The organism is Rodentibacter pneumotropicus DSM 21403, from assembly GCF_000379905.1.
In the GTDB taxonomy this organism is placed as follows: domain Bacteria; phylum Pseudomonadota; class Gammaproteobacteria; order Enterobacterales; family Pasteurellaceae; genus Rodentibacter; species Rodentibacter pneumotropicus.
Window position 1 is genome coordinate 21,572 of sequence record NZ_KB904040.1, and the last position, 14,015, is coordinate 35,586.

Consider the following 14,015-nt stretch of genomic DNA (forward strand, 5'->3'; position numbering starts at 1 on the left):
CGTCATTCTATCATAAGTGAAAAATTTCACGAGATTTTACTCGCCAAAAAGATTAACCATTTGGTAGTAGATTGTAGGTTTTATTGATTTAGAACAAGCTTCATTTAAATGCTCAATTTCTATAAAAGGGAAAACATTTAATGATCTAAATCAAGTTTTCTGCTAGTATCTGGAATTTAGTACTTTTTGGTTAAAGCTTTTATATTCTTTATTGGCGAATAGCCAGATTAGCACTCAAATAAAAACTCATTTTATAGAAGGAATGATTATGGCTTACACTCTACCTGAATTAGGCTACGCTTATGACGCGTTAGAACCTCACTTTGATGCTCAAACGATGGAAATTCATCATAGTAAACATCACCAAGCTTATGTAAATAATGCAAATGCGGCATTGGAAGGCTTACCGGCTGAATTTACAGAAATTTGCGCCGGTCAATTAATTTCTCAGCTTGACAAACTTCCGGCGGAAAAACGTGGTATATTACGCAATAATGCAGGCGGTCATGCAAATCACAGTTTATTCTGGAAATCCTTGAAAAAAGGTACAACTTTGCAAGGTGCGTTAAAAGATGCGATTTTACGCGATTTTGGTTCTGTCGAAGCTTTTCAAGCTGAATTTGAAAAAGCTGCAGCAACCCGTTTTGGTTCTGGTTGGGCATGGTTAGTGTTAACTACTGAAGGAAAATTAGCGGTTGTTTCCACTGCAAACCAAGATAATCCATTAATGGGTAAAGAAATTGCAGGTTGTGAAGGTTTCCCACTTTTAGGCTTAGATGTTTGGGAACACGCTTACTACTTAAAATTCCAAAATCGTCGTCCAGACTACATTAAAGAATTTTGGAATGTTGTAAACTGGGATTATGTTGCAGAGCGTTTTGAAAAGAAAGCAGCCGATTGTAATCACGCAAAATAATCCATGAAATATAAAGTGCGGTCAAAATTGACCGCATTTTTTATATCCAATGTCTAACTTTTGATTTATATCAGCGGTATTCATCGCCAAATTTTTTCTAAATAGAATTCTTCCCGAGAAATTTGGAATATTTCCCTATTGGAGGTAATGCATACATCACTACACCAATAGAGAAACAAAGGATGAGGGGGAGGAAGGTGGTGGAAATAAAGAGCACATAAAAAATAAACGCCCTCTGGGCGCTTTATATTAAAGATTATTTAATTTCATTTGAGCTGCTTGCTGTTCCAATGGGCTACCCGTTTGAAGCACTTGCTCAAAACTATTTTTTGCTGCTGCAGTATCGCCTTTTGCCAATTGGATATCACCGGCTAACAGCACTTTACGTGCATTAAATCCCGTACTCTTTACTTGTGCAAGCGTTGATAAAGCACTATCTAATTGACCTAGCTGAAATTGTACGGCACTTAAACGCAATGCGGCGAGTGATGTTAAGAATTCATCTTGAGATTGTGTTAAAACCTGCTGTAACGCGACTTCGGCACCCGCAAAATCTTGTTTTGCCACTGCATTTTTGGCTTCATCAAATAATGCAAAAACTGCATAGCTGGTTTTACTATTCGCTTGGACGAATTCTGCTAATTTCGTTTTTTGAGTAGCGGGGTCTTGCTCGGCAGCGTAAATCAAAGCATCATATCCTGCCGATGCCTCAGCAATTTGATTTGCTTGGTAAGTCTGCCAATAACGCCAACCAAACATACCACTCACACCTAAAATAAAAGCGACAATGATAGTTTTGCCGTTTTCTTTCCACCATTCTTTTAACTGATTAATCTCTTGTTCTTCTTCAATAGAATATGCCATATTCTTTTCCTTTATAAATTAAAATTGAGTCTGAATATAATCAACGACCTGTCCCATTTCAAAAGTCTGTTGCTCAACCCCACCGTGTAAATGTTTCACTACAACCTGATTATTTTGTACTTCGCTTTCCCCAATAACTAAGGCTAAAGCTGCACCGGATTTATCTGCACGCTTAAATTGTTTTTTAAAATTACCACCTGAGCAATGTTGCATAACCCGTAAGTGCGGTAATTCTGAACGAATTTTCTCAGCAAGCTGTAAGGCAGCCAAAGTCGTATTTTCCCCTTGATGAATCACATAAATATCGGCCGCACTTTTTAATGGTATGTTTGAATTAACCTCTTGCACCAATAAGACCAAGCGTTCCAATCCCATAGCAAATCCTACGCCCGATGTAGCATGTCCGCCAAGTTGTTCAACCAAGCCGTCATAACGACCACCACCACATACTGTACCTTGCGCACCTAATGCGGAAGTTACCCATTCAAACACGGTTTTGTTGTAATAGTCCAATCCACGTACAAGTTTTGGATTAATTTCATATTGGATCCCCACCGCATCCAATAAAGCACATAATTGAGCAAAATGCGCACGGCTCTCATCATCCAAATAATCAAGCAATTTCGGTGCATTATCTAATACTTTTTGTAATTCTTGATTTTTCGTATCTAAAATACGTAGAGGATTCTTAACTAAACGTTCTTTTTCTTCCTCGCTCATTAATTCTTGGTATTTTTCCAGGAATGCGACCAAGGCGGAACGATAATTTGCTCTCGCTTCTAATGAACCGATCGAGTTTAGTTGAAGAGAAACATGTTGATCAATGCCTAATTTTTTCCAAAGTCTTGCCGTTAGAATAATTAATTCGGCATCAATTTCCGGATTCGTAATACCAAAAACCTCTACACCGGCTTGGTGAAACTGACGATAGCGCCCTTTTTGCGGACGTTCATGGCGGAACATCGGTCCCATATACCACAAACGCTGTTCATTATTATAAATCCAACCATGTTCAATCGCTGCACGTACACAACCTGCTGTTCCTTCAGGACGGAGGGTTAATTGTTCATCATTGTCCCAAAATGTGTACATTTCTTTTGAAACAACATCTGTTACTTCACCGATAGCACGAGCAAATAACGGTGTACTTTCAACAATTGGCATACGTACTTCAGAATATCCATAACTGTTTAGGACTCCACGTACTTGCATTTCAACCCATTGCCACAATGGGGATTCTGTTGGAGAGCAATCATTCATTCCACGAATTGCTTGAATTGTTTTTGCCACAAGTTTTCCTTAAATAATACGATTTTTTGGATCTTGCAATGCGACCTTTGCACGGATCTTTGCTTCTAATTGATTGATAATATCTTCATTATCAAACCGCTCTTTTTGACGTTCTCCATTAATATAATAACCGCTCTTCTTATTACCGCCGGTTACCCCAATATCGGAGACTAATGCCTCTCCAGGTCCATTAACGACACAGCCGATAATAGAGACATCCATTGGTGTAATTATATCTTCAAGACGTTGTTCCAAAGCATTCACCGTACCGATCACATCAAATTCTTGGCGTGAGCAAGTAGGGCAGGCAATAAAATTAATTCCTCGGGAACGAATACGCAATGATTTTAAAATATCAAAACCGACTTTGATCTCTTCTACAGGATCTGCCGCCAGTGAAACACGCAATGTATCCCCTATTCCCTCGGCAAGTAACATTCCTAAACCGATAGCTGATTTAACAGCTCCAGCACGAGCGCCCCCCGCTTCGGTAATACCTAGATGTAAGGGCTGTTTGATGGCTTTTGCCAATAAACGATAAGATTCTACCGCCAAAGACACATCGGATGCCTTCACACTCACTTTAAATTGATCAAAGTTAAGACGATCTAAAATCTCTACATGACGCAATGCAGATTCAAGCAATGCTTCAGGGGTGGGCTCACCATATTTCTCTTGAAGATCTTTCTCTAAAGAACCGGCATTAACACCAATGCGAATCGGGATATTTTTATCACGTGCACAATCCACTACCGCACGAATACGATCCTCCCGCCCTATATTACCGGGATTAATACGCAGACAGTCCACTCCATACTCAGCGACTTTCAATGCAATACGGTAATCAAAGTGAATATCCGCGACCAATGGTACATTAACTTGTTGTTTAATAATTTTAAAAGCTTCAGCGGCATCCATAGTCGGCACGGAAACACGCACGATATCAGCACCTACACGCTCTAAAGATTTAATCTGAGTAATCGTAGATTCAACATCCGTAGTACGCGTATTTGTCATAGATTGCACAGCAATTGGTGCATCTCCGCCAATCGGGACATTCCCCACATAAATTTTAGTCGATTCACGACGCTTAATTATCGGTTGAAAAGCTGACATTACTATTCCTTATTAAGGTTGTGAAAGCCTGAATTTTGCGACACGCCCATCTACTTTTAGAGGGTAATCCTGCCCCTTATAAGTAATACGAACATTACCCGGTGCTCCCACAATCAATGAAAACTCATTACCGTTGAAGGTTAATACTTCACCTTGCTTATATTCTCTTTGAGCAAGTACTTTTCGATTCTTATCTTTTACGCTTAACCAACTGGTATTTTTTAATACTTCCACAACTAAATCGCCTTGAGCAGCCGGTGGTGGCGGAGAAACAGTTGGATTTTCGACTGCACTTTGCATATCGGGAATAGCAACTTCGTTCAATGTTGTATCTTCAGTGGAAGTCATTGATTTAGGCAATACATTCTGTTCAGAAACAACTTCTTGTCCTACTTTTACCTCAACTATTGAACCCGAACTATTAGCTTGAGCCTCATCTGGTTGAGCCAACTGAACAGGCTGAGAAGTTTGTATTTCTGTCGGTAAAACCGGTGAGTTTTCAGGTGCTATTTGGACTGTATCGGTATTTGAAACATAACTTTGCACTAAAGTATCGCGCTCTTCATTAGACTGTTGATAGTTTTGCCACCACCATAATCCAGTCATACTCAACGCAACCAAAAGCACTAGTGCGGTTAAATAGCCTACCGAACGACTGTGAGAAGAATATTGATTTACCGAACGGGTTGAGCGGGCATTTTTTCCTAAATCATTTTGTTCATCTTCGCCAAAAGAGAGATCAGCCCAAAGGCTTTCAGGTAAACGCAAAAATTTCCCATAATTGCGTACATACCCTTTCATGAAAGCCGCAGGCACATTTTTTTGGATAAATTCATTATTTTCGATTTGAGCTAAAATCGCCGGACGTAATGTAATTTTCTTAGAAACATCTTCAAGAGAAAGATTTAAGGCTTCACGGGCCTCACGGAATCTATCCCCCAAAGATATCAGTTGATCTGCTTGCGTTTTCGTTTCCATTTGTTCAGCCTGAGCATTCATAATGTTTATTAATTTATGAGACACAATTAAAGGCTGAATTTTAAAGTCCAAAGCAATTTTTGGCAATGTTTTATTTGACAAGATTCAGTTTTTCCACACGATCCACATCAATTTGCCATAATTTGTTGATTGCTCTTTGATAGGCATCCGCTCGGTTTAACGCCTGTGCACAAAGTGCCATATTTTCATAAGTATCTGCTTGACGATAATAATTAGGTGAAACTAGGGCAAGTTCAAATTGTGTATTAGCTTGTTCAAATTCACCTTGCCTACATAAAAACGTACCAAAATTATTATGTACATCACCTTGTTTTTCATCAATTTTTATGGCTTGAAGGTAAGACTTTCTTGCTTCATTCACATCACCTTGCAATTGATAGAAATGTGCAAATACAGAGTGAACAAGATAATAGTTTTTATCATGTGCTAAAGCTTTATCAAGATTTTGTTTAGCTTGAATAAAATTATTTTGCTGCAAATAACCAAGAGCTAATTCAACCCGAGCTTTTGCAGCCTGCTGTTTATTAAAATCAGAAGAAGGGGGTTGCGAAACACAAGCGGAAAAAACAAAAGGAAAAATGACCGCACTTAGAAATTGAATAAAGAAATATTTCATTTTTCCTCCACAGCTTCACTAATTAACTTGAGTTATTCCTATATTCTGCCCGAATTGACGTTTCATTGCTGTACGTTTAGTACGATCAATCACATCACCTGCAAGTTGTCCGCAAGCCGCATCAATATCATCGCCCCGAGTTTTACGCACAATTACAGTAAAGCCATATTCCATCAATGTTTTTTGGAAACGATCAATGCGGGTATTTGAGCTTTTTTCATAAGGTGCTTCAGGAAACGGATTCCAAGGAATTAGATTAATTTTACAAGGGGTATTTTTCAACACATTCGCAAGCTGATGAGCGTGTTCTATACTGTCATTTACATGGTCGAGCATGACATATTCAATCGTTACTTTTCCATGATTGGCATTGGAAACACTTAAATAACGATTTACAGAATCAATCAACATTTTAATATTATATTTTTTATTAATTGGTACAATTTCATCACGCAATTCATCATTCGGTGCATGTAAAGAAATAGCTAATGCAACATCAATCATCTTACTTAAGTTATCCAATGCCGGTACAACCCCTGAAGTAGAAAGCGTTACACGGCGTTTAGATAAACCGTAAGCAAAATCGTCCAACATGATTTCCATCGCGGGTACTACATTTGCCACATTTAATAACGGCTCGCCCATTCCCATCATCACGACGTTCGTAATAGGGCGTATGCCGGTTACACCAAAATTACCGATAATTTTCGACGCTCGCCATACTTGACCAATAATTTCAGACACTGTCAAATTACGGTTAAAACCTTGTTGTGCGGTAGAACAAAAAGTACAAGCCAATGCGCAACCAACCTGAGAAGAAACACAAAGCGTGGCACGATCCGCTTCCGGAATATAGACGGTTTCCACTTGCTGATCCCCTACTTGCATCGCCCATTTAATTGTGCCGTCTGCAGAACGTTGCTCTAGCGCCACCTCAGGTGCTTTAATTTCTGCAACGAATTTTAACTTTTCACGTAATTTCTTATTGATATTTGTCATGTTGTCGAAGTTATCTTCGCCAAAATGATAAATCCATTTTACTAGCTGATCGGCACGAAACGGCTTTTCACCGAGTTCTTGAAAAAACTCACGCATTTGCTGACGTGTCAAATCCATTAAATTAATTTTTTTGTTTGATGTTTGTTCTAACATTAAAGCCTCGTTGCTACACATTATGGCGATAAAAATTGTAGTAATTTCCTACAAAAAAAGCCTGATACAAAAATGAGCAGCGATTTTACAGATTTGTTGGAAGATAAGCTAGCAGATTTCAAAAACAAGTCCATTTCTAACCGCACTTTTTACGATACAGATCGCAAAAATAACGAATCTTTTAGAAAAAAGTGCGATAAAATACGCCCTTAATTTTATTTTTATCGGTACTAAAAATGTTAAAAAAATGCTTTGCGATTCTATATCTATGCGTCCCGCCCTCTCTAACCATGGCGCAATCCTATGTTGTTTATGATTTCACCCATGATAAAGTATTGGAAAGCAGCTCACCAAACCATGTTCAACCTATCGCATCGGTCACAAAACTCATGACCGCAAATGTATTTTTAGAAAATAATAAAAACCCTCGTTGCACAACCTCCATTACAGATGATGATCATGACTATATCAAAGGTACCCGCACAAAATTACCGATCTACACACCTATTTCCTGTAATGAATTACTAAAAGCGATGTTAGTCCATTCCGATAACCAGGCGGCTCATGCTCTTTCTCGTTCAGCTGGAATGACCCGTCTTCAATTTATTCAAAAAATGAACGAGAAAGCTCGTGAACTTGGTATGCGTTCAACCCGATTCACTGATAGTTCAGGCTTGTCGGATAGTAATATTTCAAGTGTGATGGACTTGGTTAAACTAACTAAATATTCCTTGAATAATCAGCAAATTAAGTATTTTTCTAATATGCCAAGCGCTTATATTCAAGCCGGTGGACGTCAGGTATTTGTGAGAAATACCAATAAACTAGTGCGAGAAGAAGTATTTGATGCTGCAATTAATAAAACCGGCTATATTCGTGAGTCCGGTTATAATTTGGTATTTGTTAATAAGCATCCTTGCAGAAACTCAGCCATTGGTGTGATTAGTTTAAATAATAGCTCTTCCCAATTCCGTACTAACTTTACAAAAAGCAAATTGGAAAAATATGGTTGCATTGCCGGACATCGACTAAACAATTTCACACCGGATGATGCACAATACGAAGAAGGCTATGATGAAGAAGGCTTAACCAATCTAATCGAACAACTTTCCAAACAATAAGTTTCCCTATTTTACCGGCAATAACATGCCGGTATATTTTTATTCCTACAGTCATAAACATTCAAAAACATAGAAAAAATCTATCATCCTTTTTGATATTCTGACGGACATAAAAATAAATTTTAAAAGTTGATAATCATTTTTATTTAAAATCTATGTAAAAAGTAGTACTATTGTATTGGTGAATGTAAATTTACTGCATTCACCTACAGTTCAATAAAACAAATTCAACTTTATTAAGGAGAGCTTATGCGAATTTCATTTAAAATTATGACCGCACTTGCGTTAGGTTTATTTACGATGCAGGCTAATGCAAAATTTAAAGTCGTTACTACTTTTACTATTATCCAAGATATTGCGCAAAATGTAGCTGGTGATGCCGCAATCGTGGAATCCATCACAAAACCGGGGGCTGAAATTCACGAATACGAGCCAACGCCAAAGGACATCGTCAAGGCACAATCTGCCGATTTAATTTTATGGAACGGTCTAAATTTAGAGCGTTGGTTCGAGCGTTTTTTCCAAAACATTAAAGACAAACCGGCCGTAGTGGTAACAGAAGGCATTACGCCACTTTCTATTTACGAGGGCCCTTACAAAGATGCGCCTAACCCTCACGCTTGGATGTCACCTTCTAATGCATTAATTTATATTGAAAATATTAAAAACACGCTGACAAAACATGATCCTCAAAATGCCGCCGTATATGAAAAAAACGCTGCGGATTATGCACAAAAAATTAAACAATTAGATGAACCGCTTCGTGCTAAACTTGCACAAATTCCGGAATCCAAACGTTGGTTGGTCACTAGTGAGGGGGCTTTCAGCTATTTAGCGAAAGATTATAATTTAAAAGAAGGTTACTTATGGCCAATTAATGCCGAACAGCAAGGAACACCTCAACAAGTTCGTAAAGTAATTGATTTAGTTCGTAAAAATAATATTCCGGTCGTATTTAGTGAAAGTACAATTTCACCTAAACCGGCACAACAAGTGGCAAAAGAAAGCGGGGCGAAATATGGGGGTGTATTATATGTGGATTCTCTTTCAACCAAAGATGGTCCGGTACCAACCTATATTGACCTACTGAACACCACTGTCTCCACTATAGTTAAAGGATTTGAAAAATAATGGAATCATTTTCGACATCAATTCGAGTAAACGACGTAACCGTTCGTTACAACAACGGGCATACTGCCATTCATGATATGTCTTTTTCACTCAATGACGGGACGATTTGCGCACTGGTTGGCGTGAATGGTAGTGGTAAATCAACCTTGTTTAAAAGCCTAATGGGGTTGGTGAAACCACAAAAAGGTGAAATTAAACTATGCAATTTACCAATTGCCCAAGCCTTAAAACGCAATCTGATTGCTTATGTTCCCCAATCGGAAGAAGTGGACTGGCAATTCCCTGTTTCCGTTTATGATGTCGTTATGATGGGGCGTTATGGATACATGAATCTTTTGCGTATCCCAAAAGCCATTGATAAACAAAAAGTGCAAGAGGCTATGCAACGTGTAAACATTGAGCATCTTGCACATCGCCAAATTGGTGAACTATCCGGTGGGCAAAAAAAACGTGTATTTTTAGCTCGGGCATTGGCACAACAAAGTCCAATAATTTTATTGGATGAGCCTTTCACCGGTGTTGATGTCAAAACGGAAAACGCCATTGTAGATTTATTACGACAGCTTCGTAGCGAAGGACATTTAATTTTAGTATCTACCCATAACCTAGGTTCCGTGCCGGATTTTTGTGATCAAGTAGTCATGATTAATCGTACGGTAATTGCTGCGGGTAAAACGGAAGATACCTTTAACCAACATAATTTAGAGATTGTCTTTGGCGGTGTGTTACGCCATATTAAATTACAGGGTGAAGATTTACATAATGATGAAGACAAACGCTCAGTGACAGTATTGACCGATGATGAAAAAGCGGTGGTATTCTACGGTGAAACCAAACAAGATCCACCTGCAACAACACTAGATTATCGTATTGATATTGCCAACAATAAAAAAGAGGAGTAATAAACCCATGCTAGATTTATTACTCGAGCCTTTCTCTTATGATTATATGCTTAAAGCGATGATTTTGAGTACCGTTGTCGGGGGAATTTGTGCTTTTTTGTCTTCCTATTTAATGCTCAAAGGCTGGTCATTAATTGGTGATGCCTTATCCCACTCCGTTGTACCGGGCGTCGCTATTGCTTATGCGTTTTCCTTGCCTTACGCGCTCGGTGCATTTTTTTCAGGTATTTTAGCCGCACTTTCTATTTTATGGATAAAGTCTATTTCCAAGCTAAAAGAAGATGCGGTAATCGGCTTTATTTTCAGTACGTTCTTTGCGCTTGGATTACTGATTATTTCGCTAAATCCAACCGCTGTAAATGTGCAAAATATTATTTTGGGTAATATTTTAGGGATTGCAGACGAAGATATCTATCAAGTCTCAATTATCATCGGCATTTGCTTAGTCTTACTTTTATTATTTTGGAAAGACTTACTGCTGATTTTTTTCGATGAAACCCAAGCTATTACCGTAGGACTTTCCCCCCTGTTTTACAAAATTTTATTTTTTACGTTATTAAGTGCTTGTGTAGTTGCCGCATTGCAAACCGTAGGTGCAATTCTTGTGATCGCAATGGTTATTACCCCGGGTGCTACGGCTTATCTACTGACAGATAGATTTAAAACCCTAGCAATTATTGCTGTTATCCTAGGTTCAATCACCAGTTTTGTGGGCGTTTATATAAGCTATTATTTAGACGGTGCAAGTGGGGGAATAATAGTTACATTGCAAACGTTACTTTTCCTTCTCGCATTTTTATTCTCCCCAAAATACGGCTTGCTTACTCGCAATAAAAAGGCGGTACCCAATGTTTGACTGGTTTTTAGAACCCCTCCAATTTGCTTTTATGCAAAATGCGTTGATCACCGCATTAATTGTTTCTACTATCTGTGCCTTGCTTTCCTGTTATTTAGTATTAAAGGGTTGGTCATTAATGGGTGATGCAATCTCTCACGCAGTACTACCCGGAATTGTATTAGCCTATCTGGCAGGTATTCCTCTTGCTATCGGTGCATTCCTATCCGGCATTTTTTGCTCATTCGGAGTAGGTTATTTAAAAGAAAACAGCCGCATTAAAGAAGACACGGCAATGGGTATTGTATTCTCAGGAATGTTTGCCATCGGATTAGTGATGTTTACCAAAATTCAAACGGAGCAACATTTAACCCATATTTTGTTTGGCAATGTACTGGGCGTAAGCAACATTGAATTAATACAAACTGCGGTCATTTCTACGATTGTTTTTCTAGCAATTCTATTGAAACGCCGTGATTTATTACTTTATTGTTTTGACGCAAGCCACGCTCGAGTCGCCGGTCTCTCGCCTAAAATTTTGCATTATAGTTTACTCATTCTCACTGCGCTTACTATTGTTAGCACAATGCAGGTGGTAGGGGTAATCTTAGTAGTTGCAATGTTAATCGCACCGGGGATTACGGCACTTACATTGACTAAATCCTTTGATAGAATGTTATGGGTTGCAGTGATAACGTCCGTCATTTCAAGCCTTATGGGCGTTATTTTGAGCTATCATTTTGATGCATCAACAGGGGCTTGTATTATTTTGTTACAAGCTGCGTTTTTTGTCCTTGCATTAACCTATAGCAGACTTAAACTATAATTAAAGGCGGGGTTGCCCGCCTAAATCGTTATTTTGTTATACTCTCCAATAGTGTCAGCACTTCATAATGTGCCGTATGTGGAAACATATCAAAAAGCTGAATTTTGACGGGCTTATAATGTGTCAGATAGCGTAAATCTTTTCCCATAGAAATCGCGTTACAACTGGAATATAGAATAAAGTGCGGTCGGATTCGGTTGAGAAATTCACTTAATTCCCTCCCGATTCCACGGCGTGGCGGATTTACGATAACTAAATCCGGTTTTTCCTTATGTCCGTTCAATGTAAAATTTGCCGCATCTAAAGATTGAAATGTCACATTTTGTAAAGCTAATTTTTGAGCGGACATTTTTGCTGCCAAAATTGCAGATGGTGAAATTTCAATGCCTGTCAGTTCAACATTCTGCTCTTGCTTTTGTAACCCATTTGCGCAATGCAAACCGAAACCGCCAACACCGCAAAATAAATCCCATAATTTTGTTATAGGCAAGCCTTTTGTCCATTGTTGTGCCGTTTTATATAATCTTGCGGCGACCTGAGGATTCGTTTGGAAAAAACCTTGGGGGCGGATAAAAAGCGGAATATCATTAAAACTTTCCGCCAGAAACTGTTGTTTCGTTAGAAAAATTTCTTGCTCCCCTTCCAAAATCGCGGCGTGTTGAGGTTGCAAATTCACGCTAACCACCTCTAGCTGGGGTAATTTGGTGAGAAGCCCTGCCAGTTCCCGATGAATTAATGCCAATTTATTTTCAGAACGCAACACAAAGCGTAACATTAATTTTCCTGTTGATGTGCTTTCTGTCAGCAAAATATATTTAAGTTCGCCTTTCTTCTTGGCTACGTTGTACGGCACTAAACCGGCCCGCCCAATAAAATCTTTCAGAATAGGAAAAATTGCGCCAAAATGTGCGGGATAGAGAGGGCAATCACACAAATCAACTGAACTATTTGGATCATTAGAATCTTGCAAAATTCCGAGAATCGGTCGTTCCACCGAACCGCTGACAACCATTTTGGCTTTATTTCGAAATCCCGACAAGGGTGATTGGAAAGGTGGCAACCAAACTAAATCATCGCAATTCAAATGGGAAAGTTGTATTTTAAGATGAGTGATTTTCTCAGAAAGTTGCCGTTCGTAGGGTATTTCAAGCCATTGGCATGAACGACAATTTCCCACTTGATAATGGTGGCAATCGATCATACTTTACTCGCCAACCACGATTGTTGAAGCATCGCCAATTTTTTATGATTTTCCAGCCAACGAGGGGTTTTGGTTAATTCAGACCAATTATACGATTTTTTCTTAAATAAACTTTTTAAGCGTGTCTGACGCTGAATAAAGTGCGGTTGATTTTCCGTGAGTTTTAACTGATCCAGCACTTGAACCACGCCCTCCCGTTCATTACAAAGTAACAATAAATCACAACCTGCATTTAATGCTTTTTCACTACGTGTAGCAAAATCTCCCATAAATCCCGCGCCTTTCATACCAAGATCATCGGAGAAAATTGCGCCATGGAAATTCAGTTTTTCACGTAAAATATGCTTTAACCAATATTCAGATCCACTTGCCGGCTGGCTATCACACTGGGTGTAAATCACATGGGCAGGCATAATGGCATCTAATTTTTGCTGAGCAATCAATTGTTTGAAAGGTTGGAGATCCTGACTGAAAATCACCTCCTGAGGGCGTTCATCATAAGGTGTTTCTAAATGGGAATCCGCCAATACATGCCCATGACCGGGAAAATGTTTGCCCGTTGTTGCCATTCCTGCTTCACGCATTCCATCAATAAAAACACTCGCCAAATTAACCGCACTTTGCATATCGCCACTAAAGCTACGATCACCAATAGCGAGACATTCATGCCCTAAGTCCAACACCGGTGCAAAACTTAAATCAATATCAAGGGCGCTCATTTCTGCCGCCATTTGCCAACCTGCTTCTTTTGCCCAACATTGTTGTTGCTGCAAATCATCGGATAACGAAGCAAAGGCTTGCATTGCCGGTAATTGCGTAAAGCCCTCACGGAAACGCTGTACTCGTCCGCCTTCTTGATCCACTGTGATGAGTAAAGGCTTTTTCACACGCTCACGCACGGATTTTACCAATGCCTGAATCTGTTCTCGATCATAAAAATTTCGTGTAAACAAAATTAAACCGGCAACTAGAGGATGCTCCAGCAGCTCGATTTCTTCTTGGCTTAATTCATAGCCTTCAAGATCAATTAATAAAGTAGACATAAT

At 39.0% G+C, this 14,015-nt stretch carries 14 protein-coding genes; 6 read left to right on the top strand and 8 right to left on the bottom strand.

From position 1 onward, the window contains the following. Positions 1 to 268 precede the first annotated feature (268 nt). Positions 269 to 916 carry a superoxide dismutase [Mn] gene (sodA, locus tag A3GE_RS0100125; RefSeq protein WP_018355254.1) on the top strand — a complete coding sequence of 216 codons (648 nt, stop codon included), beginning with the start codon at positions 269 to 271 and terminating at the stop codon, positions 914 to 916. Positions 917 to 1,165: 249 nt separating this feature from the next. Here the strand turns inward: sodA and A3GE_RS0100130 are convergent, their stop codons facing one another. From A3GE_RS0100130 to rlmN, 6 genes are all read right to left on the bottom strand, one after another. After that, complete coding sequence (locus tag A3GE_RS0100130) at positions 1,166 to 1,780, bottom strand: YfgM family protein (protein ID WP_018355255.1); 615 nt, start codon at positions 1,778 to 1,780, stop codon at positions 1,166 to 1,168. Positions 1,781 to 1,798: 18 nt separating this feature from the next. Next, on the bottom strand, positions 1,799 to 3,070 hold the full coding sequence (gene hisS / locus A3GE_RS0100135; RefSeq protein WP_018355256.1) for a histidine--tRNA ligase: 1,272 nt from the start codon (positions 3,068 to 3,070) through the stop codon (positions 1,799 to 1,801). A 9-nt stretch (positions 3,071 to 3,079) separates the two neighbouring features. Next, positions 3,080 to 4,186, bottom strand: a complete 1,107-nt coding sequence (gene ispG, locus A3GE_RS0100140; protein ID WP_018355257.1) for a flavodoxin-dependent (E)-4-hydroxy-3-methylbut-2-enyl-diphosphate synthase — start codon at positions 4,184 to 4,186, stop codon at positions 3,080 to 3,082. Positions 4,187 to 4,198: 12 nt separating this feature from the next. Beyond that, positions 4,199 to 5,185, bottom strand: coding sequence for a RodZ domain-containing protein (locus tag A3GE_RS0100145; protein ID WP_045414868.1), 987 nt, complete (start codon positions 5,183 to 5,185; stop codon positions 4,199 to 4,201). A gap of 70 nt (positions 5,186 to 5,255) precedes the next feature. After that, complete coding sequence (gene pilW / locus A3GE_RS0100150; protein ID WP_018355259.1) at positions 5,256 to 5,801, bottom strand: type IV pilus biogenesis/stability protein PilW; 546 nt, start codon at positions 5,799 to 5,801, stop codon at positions 5,256 to 5,258. Positions 5,802 to 5,819: 18 nt separating this feature from the next. Then, positions 5,820 to 6,953: a dual-specificity RNA methyltransferase RlmN gene (rlmN, locus tag A3GE_RS0100155; protein WP_018355260.1), complete on the bottom strand. Its 1,134-nt coding sequence runs from the start codon at positions 6,951 to 6,953 to the stop codon at positions 5,820 to 5,822. A gap of 236 nt (positions 6,954 to 7,189) precedes the next feature. Between rlmN and A3GE_RS0100160 the strand changes: the two genes are divergently transcribed. From A3GE_RS0100160 to A3GE_RS0100180, 5 genes are all read left to right on the top strand, one after another. Then, entirely contained in the window at positions 7,190 to 8,074 is an 885-nt protein-coding gene (locus tag A3GE_RS0100160; RefSeq protein ID WP_018355261.1) for a D-alanyl-D-alanine carboxypeptidase family protein, read from the top strand. A 249-nt stretch (positions 8,075 to 8,323) separates the two neighbouring features. Next, on the top strand, positions 8,324 to 9,205 hold the full coding sequence (locus A3GE_RS0100165) for a metal ABC transporter substrate-binding protein (RefSeq protein WP_018355262.1): 882 nt from the start codon (positions 8,324 to 8,326) through the stop codon (positions 9,203 to 9,205). Next, a complete protein-coding gene (locus A3GE_RS0100170; RefSeq protein WP_018355263.1) occupies positions 9,205 to 10,107 on the top strand; it encodes a manganese/iron ABC transporter ATP-binding protein in 903 nt (300 codons plus the stop codon). The genes A3GE_RS0100165 and A3GE_RS0100170 overlap by 1 nt, the downstream gene beginning before the upstream one ends. Before the next feature lie 7 nt (positions 10,108 to 10,114). Further along, the gene (locus A3GE_RS0100175; RefSeq protein ID WP_018355264.1) at positions 10,115 to 10,963 is read left to right on the top strand and encodes a metal ABC transporter permease; all 849 of its coding nucleotides are present in this window, start codon (positions 10,115 to 10,117) and stop codon (positions 10,961 to 10,963) included. Beyond that, a complete protein-coding gene (locus tag A3GE_RS0100180) occupies positions 10,956 to 11,768 on the top strand; it encodes a metal ABC transporter permease (RefSeq protein WP_018355265.1) in 813 nt (270 codons plus the stop codon). The genes A3GE_RS0100175 and A3GE_RS0100180 overlap by 8 nt, the downstream gene beginning before the upstream one ends. 28 nt (positions 11,769 to 11,796) lie before the next feature. Here A3GE_RS0100180 and rlmC read toward each other — a convergent pair whose 3' ends face one another. Together rlmC and nagZ are read right to left on the bottom strand one after the other, a co-directional pair. Beyond that, a complete protein-coding gene (rlmC, locus tag A3GE_RS0100185) occupies positions 11,797 to 12,969 on the bottom strand; it encodes a 23S rRNA (uracil(747)-C(5))-methyltransferase RlmC (protein ID WP_018355266.1) in 1,173 nt (390 codons plus the stop codon). Next, entirely contained in the window at positions 12,966 to 14,012 is a 1,047-nt protein-coding gene (nagZ, locus tag A3GE_RS0100190) for a beta-N-acetylhexosaminidase (RefSeq protein ID WP_018355267.1), read from the bottom strand. Before nagZ ends, rlmC begins: the two co-directional genes overlap by 4 nt. Positions 14,013 to 14,015 lie beyond the last annotated feature (3 nt).